At 42.6% G+C, this 22,598-nt stretch carries 23 protein-coding genes; 15 read left to right on the top strand and 8 right to left on the bottom strand.

Translation table 11 applies throughout. From position 1 onward, the window contains the following. The first annotated feature begins 84 nt into the window (after positions 1–84). From AACS92_RS04615 to AACS92_RS04595, 5 genes are all read left to right on the top strand, one after another. Positions 85–828, top strand: coding sequence for a YebC/PmpR family DNA-binding transcriptional regulator (locus tag AACS92_RS04615; protein ID WP_099110169.1), 744 nt, complete (start codon positions 85–87; stop codon positions 826–828). 149 nt (positions 829–977) lie between these two features. Then, positions 978–1,499: a crossover junction endodeoxyribonuclease RuvC gene (ruvC, locus tag AACS92_RS04610; RefSeq protein WP_099110168.1), complete on the top strand. Its 522-nt coding sequence runs from the start codon at positions 978–980 to the stop codon at positions 1,497–1,499. Positions 1,500–1,590: 91 nt separating this feature from the next. After that, entirely contained in the window at positions 1,591–2,208 is a 618-nt protein-coding gene (gene ruvA, locus AACS92_RS04605) for a Holliday junction branch migration protein RuvA (RefSeq protein WP_099110167.1), read from the top strand. Positions 2,209–2,224: 16 nt separating this feature from the next. Continuing rightward, a complete protein-coding gene (gene ruvB / locus AACS92_RS04600) occupies positions 2,225–3,232 on the top strand; it encodes a Holliday junction branch migration DNA helicase RuvB (protein WP_099110166.1) in 1,008 nt (335 codons plus the stop codon). Positions 3,233–3,242: 10 nt separating this feature from the next. Next, positions 3,243–4,004: an aminoglycoside adenylyltransferase family protein gene (locus tag AACS92_RS04595; protein WP_099110165.1), complete on the top strand. Its 762-nt coding sequence runs from the start codon at positions 3,243–3,245 to the stop codon at positions 4,002–4,004. Between the two features lie 226 nt (positions 4,005–4,230). Here the strand turns inward: AACS92_RS04595 and znuB are convergent, their stop codons facing one another. Together znuB and znuC are read right to left on the bottom strand one after the other, a co-directional pair. Further along, on the bottom strand, positions 4,231–5,016 hold the full coding sequence (znuB, locus tag AACS92_RS04590; protein WP_099110164.1) for a zinc ABC transporter permease subunit ZnuB: 786 nt from the start codon (positions 5,014–5,016) through the stop codon (positions 4,231–4,233). After that, positions 5,013–5,771 (bottom strand): zinc ABC transporter ATP-binding protein ZnuC, encoded by a 759-nt coding sequence (znuC, locus tag AACS92_RS04585; RefSeq protein ID WP_099110163.1) that lies wholly within the window; start codon positions 5,769–5,771, stop codon positions 5,013–5,015. The genes znuB and znuC overlap by 4 nt, the downstream gene beginning before the upstream one ends. Before the next feature lie 92 nt (positions 5,772–5,863). Between znuC and znuA the strand changes: the two genes are divergently transcribed. From znuA to lpxM, 3 genes are all read left to right on the top strand, one after another. Next, positions 5,864–6,820, top strand: coding sequence for a zinc ABC transporter substrate-binding protein ZnuA (gene znuA, locus AACS92_RS04580; protein WP_099110162.1), 957 nt, complete (start codon positions 5,864–5,866; stop codon positions 6,818–6,820). Between the two features lie 21 nt (positions 6,821–6,841). Then, positions 6,842–8,164, top strand: coding sequence for a murein DD-endopeptidase MepM (gene mepM, locus AACS92_RS04575; protein WP_099110161.1), 1,323 nt, complete (start codon positions 6,842–6,844; stop codon positions 8,162–8,164). 131 nt (positions 8,165–8,295) lie between these two features. Then, positions 8,296–9,264: a lauroyl-Kdo(2)-lipid IV(A) myristoyltransferase gene (lpxM, locus tag AACS92_RS04570; RefSeq protein WP_099110160.1), complete on the top strand. Its 969-nt coding sequence runs from the start codon at positions 8,296–8,298 to the stop codon at positions 9,262–9,264. Between the two features lie 200 nt (positions 9,265–9,464). Here the strand turns inward: lpxM and AACS92_RS04565 are convergent, their stop codons facing one another. Together AACS92_RS04565 and AACS92_RS04560 are read right to left on the bottom strand one after the other, a co-directional pair. Further along, positions 9,465–9,788 (bottom strand): AzlD domain-containing protein, encoded by a 324-nt coding sequence (locus AACS92_RS04565; RefSeq protein ID WP_099110159.1) that lies wholly within the window; start codon positions 9,786–9,788, stop codon positions 9,465–9,467. Then, entirely contained in the window at positions 9,788–10,450 is a 663-nt protein-coding gene (locus AACS92_RS04560) for an AzlC family ABC transporter permease (RefSeq protein WP_099110158.1), read from the bottom strand. Before AACS92_RS04560 ends, AACS92_RS04565 begins: the two co-directional genes overlap by 1 nt. Positions 10,451–10,554: 104 nt before the next feature. Here AACS92_RS04560 and AACS92_RS04555 point away from each other — a divergent pair, with 104 nt between their 5' ends. Then, complete coding sequence (locus AACS92_RS04555; RefSeq protein ID WP_099110157.1) at positions 10,555–11,103, top strand: helix-turn-helix domain-containing protein; 549 nt, start codon at positions 10,555–10,557, stop codon at positions 11,101–11,103. Positions 11,104–11,156: 53 nt separating this feature from the next. On the opposite strand, the gene pyk is transcribed toward AACS92_RS04555, so the two are convergent. After that, positions 11,157–12,599 (bottom strand): pyruvate kinase, encoded by a 1,443-nt coding sequence (gene pyk, locus AACS92_RS04550; RefSeq protein ID WP_099110156.1) that lies wholly within the window; start codon positions 12,597–12,599, stop codon positions 11,157–11,159. 185 nt (positions 12,600–12,784) lie between these two features. After that, the gene (locus AACS92_RS04545) at positions 12,785–13,633 is read right to left on the bottom strand and encodes a MurR/RpiR family transcriptional regulator (RefSeq protein ID WP_099110155.1); all 849 of its coding nucleotides are present in this window, start codon (positions 13,631–13,633) and stop codon (positions 12,785–12,787) included. A 393-nt stretch (positions 13,634–14,026) separates the two neighbouring features. Here AACS92_RS04545 and zwf point away from each other — a divergent pair, with 393 nt between their 5' ends. The 3 genes from zwf (at position 14,027) to mdtI (ending at position 16,706) form a co-directional block, all read left to right on the top strand. Next, a complete protein-coding gene (gene zwf, locus AACS92_RS04540; protein ID WP_099110154.1) occupies positions 14,027–15,502 on the top strand; it encodes a glucose-6-phosphate dehydrogenase in 1,476 nt (491 codons plus the stop codon). A gap of 513 nt (positions 15,503–16,015) precedes the next feature. Further along, complete coding sequence (gene mdtJ / locus AACS92_RS04535) at positions 16,016–16,372, top strand: multidrug/spermidine efflux SMR transporter subunit MdtJ (protein ID WP_099110153.1); 357 nt, start codon at positions 16,016–16,018, stop codon at positions 16,370–16,372. Between the two features lies 1 nt (position 16,373). Continuing rightward, complete coding sequence (gene mdtI, locus AACS92_RS04530) at positions 16,374–16,706, top strand: multidrug/spermidine efflux SMR transporter subunit MdtI (RefSeq protein WP_099110152.1); 333 nt, start codon at positions 16,374–16,376, stop codon at positions 16,704–16,706. 94 nt (positions 16,707–16,800) lie between these two features. Here the strand turns inward: mdtI and AACS92_RS04525 are convergent, their stop codons facing one another. After that, complete coding sequence (locus AACS92_RS04525; protein ID WP_099110151.1) at positions 16,801–17,145, bottom strand: RidA family protein; 345 nt, start codon at positions 17,143–17,145, stop codon at positions 16,801–16,803. 399 nt (positions 17,146–17,544) lie between these two features. Here AACS92_RS04525 and AACS92_RS04520 point away from each other — a divergent pair, with 399 nt between their 5' ends. The 3 genes from AACS92_RS04520 to AACS92_RS04510 all read left to right on the top strand — a co-directional run bounded on the left by AACS92_RS04520 (position 17,545) and on the right by AACS92_RS04510 (position 21,026). Further along, positions 17,545–19,461 carry an ATP-dependent DNA helicase gene (locus AACS92_RS04520; RefSeq protein WP_099110150.1) on the top strand — a complete coding sequence of 639 codons (1,917 nt, stop codon included), beginning with the start codon at positions 17,545–17,547 and terminating at the stop codon, positions 19,459–19,461. 65 nt (positions 19,462–19,526) lie between these two features. Beyond that, complete coding sequence (gene tsaB / locus AACS92_RS04515) at positions 19,527–20,222, top strand: tRNA (adenosine(37)-N6)-threonylcarbamoyltransferase complex dimerization subunit type 1 TsaB (protein WP_099110149.1); 696 nt, start codon at positions 19,527–19,529, stop codon at positions 20,220–20,222. Between the two features lie 207 nt (positions 20,223–20,429). Further along, entirely contained in the window at positions 20,430–21,026 is a 597-nt protein-coding gene (locus AACS92_RS04510; protein ID WP_099110148.1) for a Slp family lipoprotein, read from the top strand. 50 nt (positions 21,027–21,076) lie between these two features. Here the strand turns inward: AACS92_RS04510 and AACS92_RS04505 are convergent, their stop codons facing one another. Next, positions 21,077–22,243, bottom strand: coding sequence for an MFS transporter (locus AACS92_RS04505; RefSeq protein ID WP_169926611.1), 1,167 nt, complete (start codon positions 22,241–22,243; stop codon positions 21,077–21,079). Positions 22,244–22,598 lie beyond the last annotated feature (355 nt).

Below are 22,598 nucleotides of genomic sequence, written 5' to 3'. Positions count from 1 at the left end.
AAACCTGACAGATTTCACTTTACCACAGATAAAGCAGGTAAATTGGATGATGAAGGGTACAGACGTTTTATCGGAGATATTTTCATGGCAGGTCATAGTAAGTGGGCCAATACGAAGCACCGTAAAGCGGCGCAGGATGCAAAACGCGGTAAAATTTTCACTAAAATTATCCGTGAGTTAGTCACTGCGGCACGTTTGGGTGGCGGTGATCCTGACTCTAACCCACGTCTTCGCGCAGCGATTGACAAGGCGCTGTCCAATAACATGACTCGTGATACCTTAAACCGTGCTATTGCCCGTGGTGTGGGTAATGACGAGTCAGATAACATGGAAACCATCATTTATGAAGGTTATGGCCCGGGTGGTACAGCTGTAATGGTTGAGTGCCTGAGTGATAACCGTAACCGTACAGTTTCCGATGTTCGTCACGCATTCACCAAAACAGGCGGTAATTTGGGTACGGATGGTTCTGTTGCTTATCTGTTCACCAAAAAGGGTGTTATTTCTTATGCGCCGGGTCTGGATGAAGATGCTGTGATGGAAGCGGCTTTGGAAGCAGGCGCTGATGATGTTGAAACTTATGATGATGGTGCGATTGATGTCTATACTACACCAGAGAGTTTTGGTGAAGTTAAAGATGCACTGGATGCAGCGGGTTTCAAGGCTGATTCTGCCGAAGTTTCCATGATCCCATCAACGAAAGCAGAACTGGACGCAGAAACAGCACCTAAATTACTTCGTCTGATTGATATGCTTGAAGACTCTGACGACGTTCAAGAAGTTTATCACAATGGTGAAATTTCTGATGAAGTTGCAGCTTTGCTGTAATTCACATTAGGGTTCACAGCGTAGAGAAAGTGCACCTTATGTCAGGGCACTTTCTCTAACGTTTTTATTTATGCATTTTATTCCGGATTTCCTTATTCCATAGTTTTTATTCCATAGTTTTTATTCCATACAACAGGTGAATAAACAGCATGGCGGTTATTCTTGGTATAGACCCTGGTTCCAGAGTGACAGGGTATGGTGTTATCCGCCAGCAGGGACGACAGCTTATTTATCTTGGCAGCGGTTGTATCCGGACAAAAGTTGATGATCTTCCCGGTCGTTTACAGCGAATATATGCAGGTGTTGCTGAAATAATCACTCAATTCCAACCTGATGTTTTCGCAATAGAGCAAGTTTTTATGGCGAAAAATGCAGATTCAGCCTTAAAACTCGGGCAGGCGCGTGGTGTCGCTATTGTTGCGGCAGTTAATGGATCCATTCCTGTATTTGAGTATGCAGCACGTCAGGTGAAACAAACGGTTGTGGGCACCGGCGCTGCAGATAAAAGTCAGGTTCAGCATATGGTTCGTTCAATGCTGAAATTATCAGCCAATCCGCAGGCTGATGCGGCAGATGCTTTAGCGATTGCGATTACACATTGTCATATGAGCCAGAATTTACTCCGTATGGGCAATGCGAGGTTAAATTTAGCGCGAGGGCGTCTGAAATAACCTTTCAATTGTTTTGGCTGGATATGCATCCAGCTTTTTTTATGCTATAAGCTTTATCGAATCATTTATTTTTATTTTCAGGGGGTAAGTAGTGATAGGGCGTTTGAGAGGAACTGTATTGGAAAAACAGCCACCACTGGTTTTGTTAGAAACGAATGGTGTAGGTTATGAAGTTCATATGCCAATGACCTGCTTCTATGAACTACCTGAAATTGGTCAGGAAGCCATATTATTCACTCAGTTCATTGTGCGGGAAGATGCTCAACTATTATATGGTTTTAATGATAAGCAAGAGCGTGCTCTTTTCCGTGAACTGATTAAAGTCAATGGCGTTGGGCCAAAACTGGCACTGGCGATCCTTTCTGGTATGTCTGCTCAGCAATTTGTTACTGCTATTGAGCAGGAGGCTATTTCTTCTCTGGTTAAGTTACCGGGAGTGGGTAAAAAAACAGCGGAAAGATTAGTCGTAGAAATGAAAGATCGTTTTAAAGGGCTTAACGGCGATCTGTTCAATCAAAATAGCGATATTAATTTGCCAGCAGCAACTCAACCAGCTAATTCCGATGCTGATATTGAAGCAGAAGCTGCGGCAGCTCTGGTTTCACTGGGATATAAACCACAGGAAGCAAGCAGAATGGTCAGCAAAGTGGCTAAACCGGGTGCAGATTGTGAAACCCTTATCCGAGAAGCGCTTCGTGCGGCTCTATAATGGCAGGAGTTAAGTGATGATTGAAGCTGATCGTCTGGTTTCAGCAGAAATTCTGCAAGATGATGAGGCGGTTGATCGCGCTATCAGGCCAAAATTCTTATCTGAATATGTTGGTCAGCCTCATGTCTGTGAGCAAATGGAGATTTTTATTCAGGCTGCACGGCAGAGGGGGGATGCGTTAGATCATTTGCTGATTTTTGGCCCTCCCGGGTTGGGTAAAACTACGCTGGCGAATATCGTTGCCAACGAAATGGGTGTGAATCTGCGTACAACTTCAGGGCCAGTATTGGAAAAAGCAGGCGATCTTGCTGCAATGCTGACGAATCTTGAACCCCATGACGTTCTGTTTATTGACGAAATCCACCGTTTATCTCCGGTTGTAGAAGAAATTCTTTATCCGGCGATGGAAGACTATCAGTTGGATATCATGATTGGCGAAGGGCCGGCTGCCCGTTCAATCAAGATTGATTTGCCTCCGTTTACATTAGTCGGTGCTACAACCCGTGCCGGTTCTTTAACTTCTCCTTTGCGCGATCGATTCGGTATTGTGCAGCGCCTTGAATTTTATAATGTCGATGATTTGCAAAGTATCGTTTCCCGTAGTGCCCGTTATATGGGGTTGGAGATTTCAGACGATGGGGCAAGGCAAATTGCCATGCGTTCCCGTGGAACGCCGCGTATTACAAACCGTTTGCTGCGGCGGGTACGTGACTTTGCTCAGGTAAAAGGTGATGGTTCAGTTGACAATGATATCGCCGCTAAAGCCCTTGATATGCTGAATGTGGATTCAGCGGGTTTTGATTATCTTGACCGCAAATTATTGGTTGCCATTATCGATAAATTTATGGGCGGCCCGGTTGGTTTGGATAACATCGCCGCAGCTATTGGTGAAGAGCGGGAAACCATAGAAGATGTTCTGGAACCTTTTCTTATCCAGCAGGGCTTTATCCAGCGTACACCACGGGGCCGAATAGCAACCAACCATGCTTATCGGCATTTTGGCTTGAGCAAAGAAAGCGAGTAAAAATTACTTAATGACTACTCCTCCTGAAGCAGATAATGCATTGTTAATCCTCCAGAGGAGATTAGCTGAGTCGCTGGTGGCTGTTTACCTTCATGGTTCGGCTGTGGCAGGAGGTCTTCGTCCAAATAGTGACGTAGATTTATTGGTAGTTGTTAATAAACCGCTGACGACTGAAATCCGGGAATGTCTTGCTGCTGATTTAATGCTGATATCGGGCCGATATCCTTCTGATCCTGATGGACGTCGCCCGGTTGAACTGATTGTTTTTTTGCTCACTGATCTGAGAGCATCGCATTATCCTGCCCGAAGCGAGTTCATGTATGGCGAATGGCTACGTCATCAATGTGAACAAGGAAAAATGCTTAAACCTGTTTATGATCCAGAACTAATTTTAGTGTTGGCTCAGTCACGACAGGAAGCGATCCCTCTGATTGGCCCACCCGTAAGCGATCTACTTCCAGTTATTCCAAAGGCGGAGATTCATCGGGCTATTAAAGATGTTCTGCCGGGCTTAATTGAGACCTTACAGGGAGACGAACGTAATGTTCTGTTAACGTTGGCGCGTATGTGGAGAACGTTAGTTACCGGAGAGTTTGTTCCTAAGGATATTGCTGCTGACTGGGCAGCGGCACGTCTTCCTGTTATGCAATCCACAGTCTTGGCTGATGCGAGGAAGGCTTATTTGAGTGGGAATGAAGAAGATTGGGAGAGTCGTCAGCAGGAACTTCATATTACGATAAGTTCTCTGCGTGACTGTGTGATGAAGAGTTAATAACATCTGATCATGCTACTAGCATTAATATTAAGACTATTTGTTAAATCTTTTATAGAGTGACATTATTACTGCTTTATAATTCAATATCGCTGTCTCTGGTTAATCAATAAATTGATATCATGAGCAATTTTGGCTTAGATAAAAAGTCCCATAATTATTAAAGCCATAATAAAAGGGCCATAATTATTAAAATTATGACCCAACTATTTATTTGGTCAAAAAGTTAACTTTTTGCCTTACAAGTTAAACTTAAAGCAAATAACACTGCAGCACAAAGCACAACAGAAGGCCCTGCTGGTGTGTTATAAAACGCGGATAAAGTCAATCCGCCGGTAACGGAAAACATACCTATACCAATTGCACAAATTGCCATCTGTTCAGGTGTACGAGCAAAACGACGAGCAGTAGCTGCCGGGATAATAAGTAAGGAAGTGATTATCAGCGCTCCGACGAATTTCATTGCCAGTCCGATAGTCAGTGCAGTGACCAGCATCAACAATACACGTAACCGCTGAATATTAACTCCATCAACGAAAGCCAGATCCTGACTGACGGTCATTGACAGTAAAGCACGCCATTGCCATGCCAGTAATCCAGCCACAATAACAACACCTGCCGTAATCAGCCAGAGGTCTTCATACGTTACAGAAAGTAGGTCACCGAACAAATAAGCCATCAGATCAACTCGGATGCCGCTCATAAAGCTGACAACCACTAAACCCAGTGATAATGCGCTATGAGCCATAATACCCAGTAACGTATCAACGGCTAATTGTGGGCGTTTTTCCAGCCAGACCAGAATAACAGCCAGTATCAGTGTCACTGCAATCACCGCATAAAACGGATTCACATCTAACAGGAAGCCGAATGCCACACCAAGCAATGAAGCATGGGCCAGTGTATCGCCAAAATAGGACATTCTGCGCCAGACAACAAAAGAGCCAAGAGGCCCTGCGGCAATCGCCAATAAAACTCCGGCCAGCCAGCCCGGAAATAGTAGTTCGATCATTGGCGAGGCTCTCCACCCTTTTTCAAAATAATTTTCCCTCTTAAATCGTGATGATGATTATGATGGTGGCGATAAATTGCTAGCTGTTCGGCACCGCGGTGACCAAACATAGCAATAAATTCCGGATGCATGGATACCACTTCTGGGGTACCTGAACAGCAAATGTGTTGATTAAGGCATAAAACCTCGTCTGTTTTCGCCATCACCAAGTGCAGGTCATGCGATACCATAAGGACAGCGCAATTTAGTTCTGTTCTGATTTGATTAATTAAATCATAAAGTGCTAATTGACCATTCACATCCACACCTTGTGTCGGTTCATCGAGAACCAGCAGTTGAGGATGATTGAGTAATGCTCTGGCGAGCAAAACTCGTTGAGTTTCTCCTCCTGATAGTTTTTGCATGGGTTGCTGCAATAAATGAGCAGCTTTGACTCGTTCTAAAACAGGGGTGATATCGGCTGATTTAACCCCCGGTTTAAGCATCATGAAGCGTTTAACAGTCAAAGGAAGAGTAGGGTCAAGATTTAATTTTTGTGGAACGTATCCTATCCTTAGTGTTTGGTTGTGCTCAATGACACCGGAAGTAGGACGAATTAATCCTAGAACAATGCGTACTAACGTTGATTTGCCGGCTCCATTTGGGCCGATTAACGTCAGGATCTTACCTTGTGTAAGGCTGAAAGAAATATTGTTTAATACCGTGCGGCTACCAAACTTAACCGTAATGTTTTTCAGGGTGATCATAATTGGCATGTTACATAACAGGCATGTTAAAAGTGTCTTGCAGAATCATTGGAATGTTATAATATAACATTTTTAGATTCTATGCATGGGATATTCATAATATGTTACACAAACCACAAAGATACGCGCATACATTTTTTCGTCAGGCAGCTCTGATTTCTGTGCTGACTGCGGGTATTAATTATTCTGCACAGGCGGATGTTGTCACATCTATTCGTCCTCTGGGCTTTATTGCTGCAGCTATTGCTGATGGTGTAACTGAGACGCAGGTACTTTTGCCTGATGGCGCCTCTCCACATGATTACGCTTTAAGGCCTTCGGATATCCGCAAACTTGATCAGGCGGATTTGGTTGTCTGGATTGGCCCGGATATGGAAACATTTTTAGCGAAGCCAATAGAGAAAACTGCACAAAATAAACAACTGGAATTGGCGAATTTACCTACCATCAAACCTTTATTACTGAAAAATAGCGAAGATAAACATGATTCAGGTGAATCGAATCAGCATAAACATGAAACAGATCACGAACATCATCACCATGGCCAATATAATATGCATATTTGGTTGTCACCAAACATTGCACAGAAGGCTGCTCAGGCGATATATACCCGTCTTGTCGAGCGATATCCTCAACATAAGCAACAATTAGAAGTAAACCTACGTAAATTCAATGGACAGCTTGTACAAACTGACAAGAATATTACAGATATGCTAAAACCCGCGTTAGGGAAGGGGTATTTCGTTTTTCATGACGCTTATGGCTATTTTGAAAAACACTATAAGTTGACACCGTTGGGTGTTTTTACTGTTAACCCTGAAATACAACCTGGTGCGCAGAGATTACATAACATACGAACACAATTGGTTGAGCAAAAAGCGAAGTGTATTTTTGCTGAGCCTCAATTCAGGCCAGCCGTCATTCATGCCGTTGCAAAAGGTACTGATGTACGTATTGGAACACTTGACCCATTGGGAAGCGGCATTGTATTGAATAAAGACAGTTATATGAAATTTATAACTCAGTTGTCAGAACAATACTCGAGCTGCCTGAATTAATATAATAAGGAATTATAAATAGTGCAGCAGATGGTTAAAACTATCGTTCTGGTATATAACAACCTGCCTAGACCACACAAAATCATGCTTGGTTCTTTGACATTGGTCACTTTAGCTGTGGCTGTGTGGCGTCCGGTTGTTTATCACGAACAAGAAGAAAGAATGGAAAGATCGGGGAGTATCACCATCACAGCTCCCAGCACTATCCCTGATGCAACAGATGACACGATTGGTGATAGTAATGAGCAGTTCTCTGATGAAGGGATCAGAGATGAGGAAAATGAATCGGAAGCCGCTGTAAATGTTCCTCATAAATATGTTGTTTCCAGTGGTGATACCTTAAGTTCTATTTTAAATCAGTTTGGTATTGATTCGTCCGATATTGCTTTATTGGCGAATCAGAATAAGGCACTGCGTGGCCTGAATATTGGTCAGTCATTATCATGGACTGTCGATGAAAACGGCGGTCTGAAAACGTTAACATGGGAAATGTCGCGTCGTGAGACACGGGTTTATACTCGTGAAGGTGATATCTTCAAAGAAACAAAAGAGTTTCAGAAAGGTGAGTGGGTAAACAGTGTCATAAAAGGCGCTGTGAATGGTAACTTTACCGGAAGTGCTTTAGCCGCAGGGTTAACCAGCAGCGAAGCAAGGGATGTGACTAAAGCGCTTCAATGGCAGATCGATTTCCGCAAGCTACGAAAAGGTGATCAGTTTTCTGTATTACTGTCCCGCGAAATGCTTGGCGGAAAAAGTGAACAGAGCCAGCTATTGGGTGTTCGCTTACGAAGTGGTGGTAACGACTATTATGCATTCCGGGCTGATGATGGTCGTTTTTACGATAGTAATGCATCTGGTTTGGAGCGTGGTTTTTTACGTTTCCCAACAACAAAACAATTCCGGGTCTCTTCTCCTTTTAATCCGCGTCGTTTAAATCCTGTCACGGGAAGAGTGACAGCTCATAGAGGCGTTGATTTTGCCATGCCTGTAGGAACACCTGTTCTGGCTGTTGGTGATGGCGAAGTTATTGTTGCCAAATTTGATGGTGCAGCGGGTAATTTCATTGCTATCCGGCATGGTCGTCAGTACACAACCCGATATATGCACTTAAGAAAGTTATTGGTAAAACCGGGCCAAAAAGTGAAACGTGGTGAGCGTATTGGTCTGTCAGGTAACACTGGCCGCACAACTGGTCCTCATTTGCATTTTGAATTCTGGGATAATCAGCAGCCGGTGAATCCATTGACTGCAAAATTACCTCGTTCCGGCGGGTTAAGTGGTAAAGATCGTTCGGAATATATTGCGATGGTTAAGGAGCTTAAACCGCAACTATCACTAAATTAAAAATCCAGATTGTTAACACATAAAAGCGGATGATTGGTATCATCCGCTTTTATCTTTTATGTTATGTTTGTTGAAAACAGATTGAAAACAAATGATTTGGAAGTTTATGTTGGAGCCAGCAGAGTTAGCTCATGAATAAAGAAAAAGATACAGATAGCAAACTGGGTTATATCCCAACGTTTCATTTATCCTATTTGCACCCTCGTTATTGGGGTATTTGGGCTGGTGTTGGAATATTGGCGGGTTTGGCTTATATCCCCGCTAAATGGCGTGACCCTTTGCTGGCTAAAATAGGCGTTTTTGCTGGCCGGAAGGCAAAAAGTGCCCGGCGAAGAGCGAAAATTAATCTGCTGTATTGTTTTCCTGAATTATCAGAACAACAGCACGAAATATTAATCGACAAAATGTTCGCAACAGCGCCACAATCTTTTGTTATGCTTGCCGAGCTTTGCCTGAGAGGTGTGGAGCCTACACTACAACGCACTCAGTGGCATGGAGAGGAAATCACTCAGGCTTTAAAAGAGCAGGGCAAAAATGTCATTTTTATGATCCCACATGGTTGGGCTATCGATATTCCGGCCATGTTATTGGCTGCTCGGGGTCAACCAATATCAGGCATGTTTCATCACCAGAGTAATCCGGTGGCTGATTATTTATGGAACAAGGCGCGTTGCTATTTTGGCGGCCGCTTACATTCCCGTGATGCGGGTATAAAGCCTTTTATTGCATCAGTGCGTCAGGGATATTGGGGATATTATCTGCCGGATCAGGATCATGGCGAAGAACACAGTGAGTTTGTCGACTTTTTTGCGACTTATAAAGCTACTCTGCCTGCTGTCGGGCGCCTGATGAAAGTGTGTAAAGCGGCAATTGTTCCTTTGTTTCCGGTTTATAACTGCGAAACGCATCAACTGGATATTTATATTCGTCCACCGATGGACGATATAGCAGAGCAGGATGATGCTTATATCGCCCGCCGTATGAATCAGGAATTGGAAGAATTGGTGAAGCCTAATCCTGAGCAATATACTTGGATATTGAAATTGCTTAAAACCCGTAAAGAGGGTGATATCGAGCCTTATAAAAGGAAAGATATTTGATTTAATATACACAATGGATTTCAAGATGCGTCGCGGCGGCAAGGGAGCAAGTCTCCAGGAACATAGATAACTATGTGACTGAGGTGAACGAACGCAGCCAACAAAGAGGCAACTTGAAAGACGAAGTATATAATAATCAGGGGTAGAAGCCGCCCCTGATTATTATCGAGTAAATACTATTTTGTAAATTTAAGCGCTTTTTAATTTATTCCTGCATAGCGTAGTAATGCAGTTATGAACGCCGCCGACAGAATTACCACAATTAAAGGCACTTTTCTCCAGGCCAGAAATACCGCGATAACAACACCCAATACACGCGCCATACCCGCAAAATGTTCACTTTCGTAGAAAGTTGCAGCCAGTGCTACAGCGAACAACAATGTAGTTGCAGCATCAGAAAGTAGTGCCTGAGAACGCTCAGATAAAGCTAACTTATTACCCAGTTTTGCTCCACCGAAACGCATTAAATAAGTGCCAAGCGATAGTATTGCAATACCAATAATAATCAGAGAGTAATCAGCCATTATTTTTTCCTCGCGAATAAGCCCAATAACGACAGCAGAACCGGTAAACCCACGGGAACAAAAGGCACAACGGAAAGTGAAAGTGCTGCTCCGCTGGAAGCACGAATAAGTGACGTTTTATTCTTGAATGCAGGGATCACCATCGCCAGCAGTATGGTTGGAAAGACCGCATCTAGACCAATCGTTTCTGGTGCAGGGATAAATTTGCCAACTGTACCGCCAATAAGAACACCTAATGGCCAGAATAGAGCGACTCCGATACCACAAAACCAGTATGCGGCCTTACGTTGCTCGGGAGTCGATTGTGACAGGCCGAATACCACACTCTCATCGTTCATAATATGGCAGCCGAAAAACTTTGCTTTACCTTTTCCGACTAATTCACGTACCGCTACACCAAAAGGTAAATGACGAGCATTTACCAATAAACCCGCAGCTGCCGCAGCAAGTGGATTACCACCACTGGCAATAATACCGATAAACATAAACTCAGATGCGCCTGCCAGCACGAATGTGGATAACACAAGAGGAAGCCATAATGGAAAGCCATAAGCAATGGCGAGCGATCCGTAAGAAATTCCAACAACGCCGACAGCCAGATAAACCAGAAATATTGCTTTTTTTATCTCTCCTGACAAACAGGAAAAATGGTGTGTGAACATATACATTTACCCATATCGAACAAAATTACATTATAATGAACAGTATTAAAACGCAGGTCAAGATGAACATTTTGTTCATTAAAATGAACAATGGAGCAGCAATAATGACACAGCCAATCAGCATAATTGCGAAGAGTTTAGTTCGTGAACGTGCGCGAAGTGGTCTTTCGCTGACGGAAGTAGCGCGGCGCGCAGGTATTGCTAAATCTACACTTTCACAGCTGGAAGCAGGGAATGGAAATCCCAGTCTTGAAACGCTTTGGGCATTGTGTGTGGCATTAAATATTCCTTTTGCCCGTTTGCTGGAACCTCAAAGTAATAAAACGCAAGTGATCCGACGTGGTGAAGGAACTAAAGTCACGGCTGAACAGGCAAACTATCAGGCAACTTTATTGGCAACCTGTCCACCGGGCGCTCGTCGCGATATCTATTTACTGATGACTCAGCCGGGAGCCGATCGCCTTTCAGATCCGCATCCAGCCGGTTCGATAGAGCATATTATTGTTACGAAAGGTCGGGCTTTGGTGGGGCTAACAGAAGCCCCGGAAGAATTAAGTGAAGGCGATTACATCTGTTATCCGGCAGATCAGGAGCATATATTTAAGGCACTGGAGCCAGATACACAGGCGATATTAGTTGCTGAACAAAATTAATATTATTTTGTTATTCTGCGCGTTTTTGAGATCGCGCAGAATAAGCATTTGCGTTATTCGACTTCAAGCACACGACAAGTATTGGTACTGCCGATAGTTCCCATCTGATCCCCCTGAGTGACCAGCACCAAATCGCCAGGAGCTAAGTAACCTCTGTCGCGCAGGCGGCTGACTGCTTCACTCGCCGCGGCAATACCATCAATGTGGCTGCTACAATAAACCGGTGTGACACCGCGGTATAATGCAGTACGGTTCAGCGTTGATTCATGGCGCGACATAGAGAAAATAGGCAGACCGGAGCTGATACGTGACATCATACGTGCTGTACGACCTGATTCGGTCATAGCGATAATGGCCTTGACCCCTTTCAGGTGATTGGCTGCATACATTGCAGACATTGAGATAGCTTCTTCAATACTGTCAAATGTGATATCCATCCGATGCTTGGATGCATTGATCCCCGGCATTTTTTCTGCGCCCAGGCAGACTTGAGCCATTGCTGCAACAGTTTCTGCTGGATATTGACCCGCCGCTGTTTCCGCAGATAGCATAACCGCATCAGTACCATCAAGGACTGCATTGGCAACATCCATCACTTCCGCTCGTGTTGGCATTGGGTTGGTAATCATCGATTCCATCATCTGAGTCGCTGTGATTACGACACGATTCAGTTGACGAGCGCGACGAATAAGTTTTTTCTGGACTCCAACTAATTCAGGATCGCCGATTTCAACACCCAAATCGCCACGGGCTACCATGACTACATCAGATGCCAGAATAATTTCATCGATAATTTCATCGCTGCTGACCGCTTCAGCACGTTCTACTTTGGCTACAATTTGCGTTTCGCAGCCAGCGTCCCGTGCCAACCGGCGGGCATAATTCAGATCTTCACCAGAGCGGGGGAAAGAGACTGCAAGATAATCAACGCCGATTTTTGCGGCAGTGATGATATCTTCTTTGTCTTTCTCTGTCAGTGCTTCGGCAGATAAGCCGCCACCCTGTTTATTAATACCTTTGTTATTGGAAAGCGGGCCGCCTACAGTCACTTCTGTAAATACTTTCATGCCCTGCACATCAAGTACTTTTAATTGAACTCGTCCATCATCCAGCAGCAGAATATTGCCGGTTGTGACATCTGATGGCAGTCCTTTATAATCAATACCGACTTTTTCTTTATCACCTTCTCCTTTTCCTAAGTTGGCATCAAGCAGGAATTTATCCCCGATATTGAGGAATATTTTCCCTTCTTTAAACGTCGATATACGTATTTTAGGGCCTTGTAGATCACCAAGGATAGCAACATGGCAACCCAGCCGGGCTGCTATTTCCCGTACTTTGTTTGCGCGCAGGATATGATCTTCTGCGGTACCATGAGAAAAATTAAGGCGGACAACATTGGCTCCCGCATTGATCACTTTCTCTAAATTGTTGTCACGATCTGTAGCAGGACCAAGTGTAGTGACGATTTTAGTTCTTCTGAGCCGTCTGGACATGTATTACTCCGTTGACCTGTAAAGTATGGATGCTTGGTTACCGTGAGATAACCATACAACTTTTTTGATTATCAACCCCGAAATATGTGTAGTATGCATGATATTGACGGGGATAAACTTTCCATTATGCTATCAGGCTGGAGAGTTGATAAATAGTGAACAAAAACACAGTCTATTTTTATGCTTTAGTCGTGCTTATCAAACCGCGAATTGCGTAATGCTTCCTTGACTTTCTTCAAGTTATCTCTGAATTTTGAACCCCTGCGCAATGTAAAACCCGTTGCCAGCACGTCAATGATGGTAAGCTGAGCAATCCGGGAAACCATTGGCATATAAATATCGGTATCTTCGGGAACATCCAGCAGAATAGAGAGAGTGGCTTCCTGTGCCAGCAATGAATCTGTTGAAGTGATGGCAATTACTGTTGCGTCATTTTCACGGGCAAGTCTGGCCAGTTCTACCAGATTTTTAGTCCTTCCTGTATGAGAAATCAGCACGACAACATCACCTTCAGTACTGTTAATGCAGCTCATTCGCTGCATTACAACATCATCAAAATAGCTGACAGGGATGTTAAAGCGGAAAAATTTGTTCATGGCATCGTGTGCGACAGCAGCAGAAGCACCCAGACCAAAAAAAGAGAGTTTTCTTGCCTGTGTCAGCAGGTCAACAGCACGGTTAATGGTTGCGATATCCAGATTACTCTTGACTGTTTCCAGATTAGCCATCACCGATTCGAAAATTTTATTGGTATAAGAGGTGACGCTGTCACTTTCTTCCACATTACGATTTACATAAGGAGTGCCATTCGCCAGACTTTGTGCCAAATGCAGTTTAAAATCAGGAAAGCCTTTGGTATTCAGGCGACGGCAAAAACGATTAACCGTAGGTTCACTGACATTCGCCATTTTTGCCAGAGTAGCGATACTTGAATGAATGGCAGTATTGGGTGAGTCGAGAATGACCTGCGCAACTTTTTTCTCAGACTTACTCAAAACATCAAGGCTATTTTGGAGCCGTTCCAGTGTGTTCATAAGACGCAGTTAAACCTCGGTTTTAACGATTTCATTAACAGGGGAAATCTATGTAATTTTCGTGAAAATATACTACTTGTTATTGAAAGCTGGCAGAGGTAAAAGTCAATAACTTGATATTTTTCATGAAAATATGACAAACATCTAACTTTCAACTTGGTAAGATTACTTCTTACTCGTAGTAAATTTTCACCTGATTACCACTTTCTGATGCAAATATCATTCATAATACAAGATGAAATGTAAAAATTTATGCACAGTGAGTCAGGTAGTAAGATTCATGCAGGCCATCATGATCTAGGAATGAAGTATTTACTGCATATAACCAAAAGAGTACATTACCTGCAATTTCTGTAAAAAAATTACAATATCCCGTAATTGAGGAGATGCAACATGGCGGTGACGTCTACAGCTCAGGCTTGTGATTTGGTGATTTTTGGGGCAAAAGGAGACTTAGCACGCCGGAAATTAATGCCTTCCCTTTATCAGTTGGAGAAAGCGGGGTATATCCATCCGGATACCCGTATTATCGGGGTTGGTCGCGCTGACTGGGATAAAAAAGCCTATACAAAGTTGGTTGAAGAAGCATTAACGACATTTATGTCTGAAAAACTGGACCCGGAATTATGGAAGAAACTCAGTTCGCGTCTGGAATTCTGTAATCTGGATGTCAACGAGACGGAACATTTCTCCCGACTGGCTAAAATTCTCAATCAGGATAAATTACCTGCCATTCATTACTTTGCTATGCCTCCAAGCACCTTTGGCTCTGTCTGCCATGGGTTGGGTGTTGCGGGATTGAATAAAGAACCCAATCGTGTCGTGATGGAAAAACCATTGGGTACAGATCTTGCCTCTTCTCGTGCTATCAATGATGAAGTAGCAAAATATTTCAGTGAAAATCAGATTTACCGCATCGACCATTATCTGGGTAAAGAAACCGTACTGAACCTGCTGGCGTTACGTTTTGCTAACTCTTTGTTTGTTAATAACTGGGATCATCGCACAATAGATCATGTGCAAATTACAGTTGCTGAAGAGGTTGGTATTGAAGGGCGCTGGGGATATTTCGATCAGGCCGGCCAGATGCGGGATATGATCCAGAATCATTTGCTGCAAATCTTGACCATGATTGCTATGTCACCTCCGTCTGATTTGTCCGCAGATCGTATTCGTGATGAAAAAGTTAAAGTGCTTCGTTCATTGCGCCGGATTGACCATACTAATGTACGGGAAAAAACAGTTCGCGGGCAATATACTGCCGGATTTGTGCATGGTAAAAAGGTTCCAGGTTATCTGGAAGAAGAAGGGGCAAATAAGGCCAGCAAAACGGAATCCTTTGTTTCGGTTCGTGTCGATATTGATGACTGGCGTTGGTCGGGGGTGCCTTTCTATCTGAGAACGGGTAAACGCTTACCGGCGAAATGCTCTGAGGTTGTGGTTTATTTTAAAGAGCCTGCATTAAATCTGTTTGCTGGCTCTTATCAGCAGTTACCTCAAAATAAGCTGACTATCCGTTTACAACCGGATGAAGGCATTGATATTGAAGTGCTGAATAAAGCACCGGGGCTGGAGCATAAGCACCGTTTACAGACAACAAAACTTGATTTGAGCTTCTCTGAAACATTCAATCAAACCCACCTTGCTGATGCCTATGAGCGCTTATTGCTGGAAGCAATGCGCGGTATTCAGGCACTGTTCGTCCGTCGGGATGAAGTGGAAGAAGCCTGGAAATGGGTTGATTCCATTATGGAAGCATGGGCGGCGGATAACGAGCCTCCAAAACCTTATCAGGCAGGCACCTGGGGACCGGTTGCCTCTATTGCGATGATCACCCGTGATGGGCGCTCATGGAATGAGTTTGAATAACTAAATATCATTGGATCTGGCCGCGTTAGCGGTCAGATCCTGCTCGCACTATCCATATATTGTTTAAGCTAACTCAAATGAGTTAAGTGATTTCATTAATTGTGTTTATTGTTTGAATATGCTAAAAATAGAGCGCAATCAGTTACACCACTAATATGAGGGTTCGTAGTATATTACACAGTGATTACCGTGTGATGAAAGAATAAAACATCATGAATAGCGCCAAAAGCGTAAAAATCCAACGTAGTACCAAAATTCAAAGCAATACCCACGTCTTATTCCTCTCAGCTATTTTATCCAGCGAACACTACTGGTGCGGCGCACTTTAGCTTCTTTTTTCTCCTATTAACCGGTTTGTTCCGGAAAATTCTAGCGACTTTTCAGTCAATTATTAGTCAACTAATTATTTGCCAAAATATCAGGCTTTTTTGATATCGCATTTTTAGGTGATGTTATTGGCATGAATAGTTTGATGTCTTGGCATGCCTATTTGGTATGTTTGGGAGAAAAAAAATGATTTATTGGATATTTCTTGCACTGGCGATTGTGACAGAGGTTATTGGTACGCTGTCCATGAAGCAAGCCAGTATTTCAGGTGATTTCACCGGTATGTTTGTGATGTATTTCATGATCACAACGTCTTATATTTTATTAGCAATAGCGGTTAAGAAAGTTGCTTTGGGTGTTGCTTATGCTCTGTGGGAAGGGATCGGTATCCTGTTTATTACAGCGTTTAGTGTGTTGTGGTTTGATGAATCACTGTCACCCATGAAAGTAGGTGGGTTGTCACTGCTGATAGTGGGTATTGCACTCATTAAAGCAGGTGCAAAAAAAGCACCAAAACTCCAGATGAAAGAGAAGGAGGCATAATATGCTGGCGCATTTTGAATGGTGGCATATCGCTTTTCTGATTCTGGCTGTTTGTTTAGAAATTGTGGCAAATATTTTGTTGAAACTCTCCAATGGATTCGAGCGCTTCTGGATGGGTATTTTATCGCTGGTGGCTGTTTTAGGTGCATTCAGTGCACTGGCACAAGCGGTAAAAGGTATTGAACTTTCCATTGCATATGCGCTTTGGGGAGCATTCGGAATTATTGCTACAGTTGCGGCGGGTTGGATTATGTTTAACCAGCGTCTGAATTTTAAGGGATGGGGAGGAATTGTGTTATTGTTGATCGGTATGGTTATGATCAAGATGGCATAAATTCAGTTCAAATCTGACTGCTAAAATGGCATTGAATAAGTTAATAACTTTCAATGCCATAAATTTCATTTCAGTATTAGAACAATACTAGAGCTTAACAAGCTGCAATGATTTTGATTTCCACTTTGTATTTTGGATGCATCAACTCAGCCTGAACAGTGCAACGTACAGGCGCATTGCCTGCAACAACCCAGTCATCCCAAGCGGCATTCATGCCTGCAAAATCGGCCTTATCAGCCAGAAAAATTGTTGCATCAATGATTTTACTTTTGTTTGAACCCAGACGTCGCAACATAGCATCAATATCAGACAATGTATTGGCGGTCTGCGCTGTGATATCACCATCCAGATTTGCTGGCACACTGGTATAATAAATGGTGTCGTTGTGGATAACAGCTTCTGACCAACGGGTATCTGGGTCAATGCGTTTAATTGTCATTTAATTTCCTGTTGATTGGATCAATTTTGATCCTGAATTGGCGGGTTATTACCCCTGTAAAAGGTCTATGGAAATAAACCCATAGCCCATTTTATCCTGATAGGGGTGTTCATTATTGTAATGTCATAACCTGTTGTCCAGCTCCGTCTGTAAGCTCTTGATTATCACAATTCACAGGGATATATCAGGACGTAATGTTTGCGATAAATGTTTGGGATTAAAGTTAATATCTATCCATTCCTTGAGTAATAAAAGGGCGCTGCTAATACATACTGTCATTTTGCGCTGTGCATCTGCAGACTAGCGGCATTTTTAGGTGAAATGAATTATCCTGATCTTAATTTCTATGTTTATATTATGATTTTTAAATCAATCTTATTCTATTAAAAGAGACGATCTGTGTCAGACGATTTTGCAGAAAATGGCATACTTGCCAAAACCATACAGGGCTTTAAACCCCGCGATGCGCAACGGGAAATGTCTTCTGCGATTACTGCGGCAATTCAAAATAAGCAACAGTTAGTGGTAGAAGCGGGGACAGGAACGGGGAAAACTTTTGCCTATCTGGTACCTGCATTGCGATCGGGCAAGAAAGTGATTATTTCCACAGGTTCAAAGGCGTTACAGGATCAACTCTATAGCCGGGATTTGCCTGCTATTACTGATTCGCTGGCATTTTCCGGTCGTCTGGCACTGCTAAAAGGACGTTCAAATTATTTATGCCTTGAGCGCCTTGAACAGCAATCAATCGGTGGCTCTCAACTTGAGCCAGAAACACTCTCAGAAATAATTACGCTGAAAAATTGGTCGTCACAAACCGAAGATGGTGATATCAGTACTTGTCATAAAATTGCGGAAGACAGCACTGTCTGGCCGTTGGTAACAAGCACTAATGATAACTGCCTTGGTCGCGACTGCCCGAATTATCAGGAGTGTTTTGTACTGAAAGCCCGCCGTAGGGCGATGGAAGCAGATATTGTCATCGTCAATCATCATCTATTTATGGCGGATGCAGTTGTCAAAGATACCGGATTTGGCGAATTAATTCCGCAGGCGGAAGTGATGATTTTTGATGAGGCGCACCAAATTCCTGACATTGCCAGCCAGTATTTTGGGCAGCAGTTAAGCAGCCGACAATTACTGGATTTATCCCGGGATATCATCATGGCTTACCGCACGGAAGTCAGGGATCAGGCTCAGTTACAAAAAAGTGCGGATCGACTGAGCCAGAGTACGCAAGATTTTCGTTTAGAACTCGGAGAAAACAGTTATCGTGGTAATCTCCGTGAAGTTTTGCAGCAGCAACATATTAAGCGGGCATTGGTGCGGCTGGATGATGCACTGGAACTTTGTTATGACGTTATGAAACTGTCACTGGGACGTTCAGCAATGCTGGATGCAGCTTTTGAACGGGCTACAATCTATCGTAACCGTCTTAAAAGACTGATTGATGTGACTGTGCCTGATTATAGTTACTGGTTTGAAAGTTATGGGCGGCATTTTTTGCTGGCTTTAACGCCTCTATCTGTCTCTGATAAATTCAGTGAGATGATCCGTGAACAATCCGGTTGTTGGGTTTTCACATCAGCAACGTTGTCAGTTAACGATCAACTCGAACATTTCACCGCGCGTCTGGGGTTAAAACAGGCTCAAACTTTACTCCTTCCCAGCCCGTTTGATTATCAGCGCCAAATGTTATTGTGTGTTCCGCGTCATTTACCACTACCTAATCAGAATGGTGGGGCGAAATGGTTAGCGGGTATGTTAAAGCCACTGATCGAAAGTAATAAAGGGCGCTGTTTTTTCCTGTGTACTTCCCACCAAATGATGCGCAGTTTGGCTGAAGAATTCCGGGCAAGTATGACATTACCTGTATTGGTACAGGGCGAAACCAGTAAGGGAAAATTATTGTCACAATTTCTCGCAGCAGGTAATGCTTTGCTGGTGGCCACCGGAAGTTTTTGGGAAGGCGTAGATGTGCGAGGTGATGCACTATCCTGTGTCATTATCGATAAATTACCTTTTACAGCGCCGGATGATCCGCTACTTAAAGCGAGAATTGAAGACTGCCAACATAAAGGGGGAGATGCTTTCAGTGAAGTTCAGCTTCCTGATGCCGTACTTAGCCTGAAACAGGGAGTCGGGCGTTTGATTCGTGATGTTGATGATTATGGCGTGGTAGTCATTTGTGATAATCGACTAGTCATGCGCCCTTATGGTGAAGTCTTTCTCAACAGTCTGCCTCCATCTCCCCGTACCCGGGATCTGTCGAAAGCGGTGGAATTTCTTAAATCCCGTCAATCACAGTCGCAGTAAAATCTCTGGGGGTATGATAGCATAGCCCCCCTTATTTCGAATTCTATTCTTGCCGGAGTTAAGGCATGTCCACACGGATTTTAGCTATTGATACTGCAACTGAAGCATGTTCTGTTGCACTTTGGAATGATGGTCTCATCGAGGCGCAGTTTGAAATTTCCCCACGGGAACATACTCAACGTATTCTACCTATGGTGGAGGCGGTATTGTCCAAAGGTTGTATAAAGTTACAACAATTGGATGCACTGGCATTTGGCAGAGGGCCGGGCAGTTTTACTGGTGTGCGTATTGGAGTGGGAATTGCTCAGGGGCTGGCCTTAGGAGCTGATCTGCCAATGATAGGTGTTTCTTCCCTGAAGACAATGGCTCAGGGGGTATTCCGTCTTAAAAATATATCGAATGTCTTGGTTGCCATTGATGCCCGTATGGGAGAGGTTTATTGGGCACAGTATACCCGTGATGAACAGGGTAAATGGTCAGGGGATGAAACTGAATCTGTGTTAAAACCTGAGCAGGCACAGTCCATCATGTCTAATTTAACAGGGGAATGGGCAATCGCTGGAACAGGATGGGAAGCTTATCCTCTATTACTGGAAAACCACTTAACTTTAATTCCGGGAGATATGGCGTTACCTCATGCAGAAGATATGCTGCCGTTAGCTGTTCAGATGTGGAAAGAGGGGGAGGCAACCGCAGTTGAGCTGGCAGAGCCCGTTTATCTACGTAATGAAGTCACATGGAAAAAATTACCGGGCCGCTAAAATTATTCAGGTAACTTTAGGGGAGAGGTTGCATAAATTTAATGCAACTTGTAGCGGAAACTGGTGTCCATGAAATATTGATATCCATAAAAACAGGACTGGCTATACCCACCGTCTTTCAGGTTGTATCTCAGCCAAAGAAGAGGCAATCTGAAAGACGAAGAAGTCGCATTCTCTGATTTTTTTCCTGTATGGGAGGTATTTATTATGCTCAATGGAACATACTGTCGGGTCATATTGCAATCTATTGTATTTATTGGGGCAATGGCACTCATCGGTTGTGCATCAGTTCCGGACTCAATAAAAGGAGCGACTAAACACCCGGAGGAAAACCTGATTAGTGTCAAAAACAAACCCGATTTATATATTGGGCATGAAGGGCGCTTTGGTGGAAAAGTCCTAAGCGTCTTAAATGAAAAAGGACGGACACGGTTAGAAATTTCAACAATGCCACTGGCAAGTAATGCTGCTCCTCTTATTGGTACTCCTTCACTCGGTCGGCTTTATGCTTACGTGAATTATTTTCTGGAGCCTACTGATTTCAAGAACCATTATGTGACTGTTGTTGGCTTGATTACGGGAATAGAAAAAGGAAAAGTCGGGGATAGTCCATATAACTATGTTGTGATGAATGTTAATGGTTTTAAACGCTGGCATGAAATAAGACGTATTTCATTACCATCTTCAGTAGGGAATATGTGGGGTTATTATGGTGAACCCTATTTTAATGAATGGATAGAACGTCCAGAAATTCAGTCTGCGCCTGTTGAAACTATCTTGACTGAAAAACATCCAGCCGAGTGATAAAGGTGGTCTCATGTTTGTTACAAATATGAGACTACTTTAAATAAATACTAAATTGTATTTTTACCAGACCGGAATCGTAAAGAAAAATATATTACAAACAAAAGGATAGTAAAAATCATGAAAATATTAATTAACTGATGAAACTCAGTTATATGAAATAAATCAAAACATATCATAAATACGCCGGTGAAACTCATTTTTAATGCACCCTGTAAAGCACTGGCAGCACCTTTATTCTTAGTTACATTCTCCATGCATAACATCAATGATAAAGGGGCAATAACACCTGATACTGTGGCTAATAAAAAAGAGAATATCATAATATTAATGGGTGTTTCTAAGTTTTGTAATGAGAAAAAAATAAGAATAAAGCTATAAAATATGAGTGATAGCAAATAGAGTTTTTTAGACGTTATTTTTATAAATTGCCTTCCTAACAACCATGATCCGAAAATAATTCCAGCAGCATAAATAATGAAGAATAGGCTGTTTTCTATCGGGCTATAGCCAATTTTATGAAAAATATAAGGAGAAGTGGAGTAATAGCCTATTGTATAAGAAAAAATGAGTGATGATGCAATGCTGAATGCAATAAATTGTATATTTTTTGCCAATTGAATATATGGCGTTAGGAATGTTGACGGTTTTGGTTCCTTTTTCTTCGTTTCACCCATTGTGAGTAAGGTAATAATTAGACCAATAAAATAAATAACAGCCAGTGTAAAAAAGGATATATGCCAGTTATATTTCATTTGTAGCCAGCCTCCAAAGACAGGGGCAAGAGCCGGAGATAGCTGGCTGGACATTGAAAAATAAGAAAATGCTTTTTTCAATTTTATACTTTCCTGAAAGATATCAACGATAATAGCCCTTGAGATAACAGTAAAACTAGCTGCACCAAATGCTGTAATTATTCTGGACAAATAGAGGTAACTGATTTTTTCGCTATAGTCTGATAAGAACAGACCAATAATAGAAATGGCAAACCCGATAACAACAGCAGGTTTTCTACCATAGCGATCACTGATACTGCCATAAAAAAACTGAGAAATACCCAGTATTGCCATATAAACTACAATTAAATTTTTGATGCTTTCTTGTGAAGCATTGAGTTCTTTTAAAATAAAAGGTAGTGAAGGATTAAAAAAATCAACAGCCATTAAACCAACAACGAGTAAAAAGCATGAAAAAAGAATTGTTTTTTGTTCGTTCATTAAAGTACCTTCACTTCTACATGACTCGTACATGTAAATTTTATTGCTGATGACAAAATACCCGTTTGATCACACCTAGGTTATTCACGAATAAAATGATTTTGTCCTAATATAGTGAAAAAATTATCAATACAAGATAAACAATACCGAAGTGTTTATTAGGTCAAGAAGTGTACACATTAGATTTCAGAATACGTGATGGTGGCGAGGGAGCGTAGTTAACGCATTATTTTGTTTGAATGTTAACCAGTAACATGCGAATAACCCTTAATAATTATCGGGCATTGGTTTACATTGTTTATAACTATTTGGAATAATGATATGGGTTTTCGGCAAAAATAACTAAATCAGTGTA

This window comes from Xenorhabdus sp. KJ12.1 (assembly GCF_963876495.1).
Classification (GTDB): domain Bacteria; phylum Pseudomonadota; class Gammaproteobacteria; order Enterobacterales; family Enterobacteriaceae; genus Xenorhabdus; species Xenorhabdus stockiae.
The sequence above is the reverse complement of the archived record's forward strand: the minus strand, read 5'-3'. Positions and strand labels throughout refer to the sequence as shown.

Coding starts and splice junctions, on each gene's coding strand:
- znuB (WP_099110164.1), bottom strand. CDS start 5,016: ATGATCGAACTACTATTTCCGGGCTGGCTGGCCGGAGTTTTATTGGCG.
- AACS92_RS04615 (WP_099110169.1), top strand. CDS start 85: ATGGCAGGTCATAGTAAGTGGGCCAATACGAAGCACCGTAAAGCGGCG.
- AACS92_RS04595 (WP_099110165.1), top strand. CDS start 3,243: ATGACTACTCCTCCTGAAGCAGATAATGCATTGTTAATCCTCCAGAGG.
- ruvB (WP_099110166.1), top strand. CDS start 2,225: ATGATTGAAGCTGATCGTCTGGTTTCAGCAGAAATTCTGCAAGATGAT.
- mdtJ (WP_099110153.1), top strand. CDS start 16,016: ATGATTTATTGGATATTTCTTGCACTGGCGATTGTGACAGAGGTTATT.
- AACS92_RS04565 (WP_099110159.1), bottom strand. CDS start 9,788: ATGGCTGATTACTCTCTGATTATTATTGGTATTGCAATACTATCGCTT.
- tsaB (WP_099110149.1), top strand. CDS start 19,527: ATGTCCACACGGATTTTAGCTATTGATACTGCAACTGAAGCATGTTCT.
- AACS92_RS04505 (WP_169926611.1), bottom strand. CDS start 22,243: ATGAACGAACAAAAAACAATTCTTTTTTCATGCTTTTTACTCGTTGTT.
- lpxM (WP_099110160.1), top strand. CDS start 8,296: ATGAATAAAGAAAAAGATACAGATAGCAAACTGGGTTATATCCCAACG.
- AACS92_RS04510 (WP_099110148.1), top strand. CDS start 20,430: ATGCTCAATGGAACATACTGTCGGGTCATATTGCAATCTATTGTATTT.
- AACS92_RS04525 (WP_099110151.1), bottom strand. CDS start 17,145: ATGACAATTAAACGCATTGACCCAGATACCCGTTGGTCAGAAGCTGTT.
- znuA (WP_099110162.1), top strand. CDS start 5,864: ATGTTACACAAACCACAAAGATACGCGCATACATTTTTTCGTCAGGCA.
- mdtI (WP_099110152.1), top strand. CDS start 16,374: ATGCTGGCGCATTTTGAATGGTGGCATATCGCTTTTCTGATTCTGGCT.
- AACS92_RS04560 (WP_099110158.1), bottom strand. CDS start 10,450: ATGTTCACACACCATTTTTCCTGTTTGTCAGGAGAGATAAAAAAAGCA.
- AACS92_RS04545 (WP_099110155.1), bottom strand. CDS start 13,633: ATGAACACACTGGAACGGCTCCAAAATAGCCTTGATGTTTTGAGTAAG.
- ruvC (WP_099110168.1), top strand. CDS start 978: ATGGCGGTTATTCTTGGTATAGACCCTGGTTCCAGAGTGACAGGGTAT.
- AACS92_RS04555 (WP_099110157.1), top strand. CDS start 10,555: ATGACACAGCCAATCAGCATAATTGCGAAGAGTTTAGTTCGTGAACGT.
- znuC (WP_099110163.1), bottom strand. CDS start 5,771: ATGCCAATTATGATCACCCTGAAAAACATTACGGTTAAGTTTGGTAGC.
- zwf (WP_099110154.1), top strand. CDS start 14,027: ATGGCGGTGACGTCTACAGCTCAGGCTTGTGATTTGGTGATTTTTGGG.
- pyk (WP_099110156.1), bottom strand. CDS start 12,599: ATGTCCAGACGGCTCAGAAGAACTAAAATCGTCACTACACTTGGTCCT.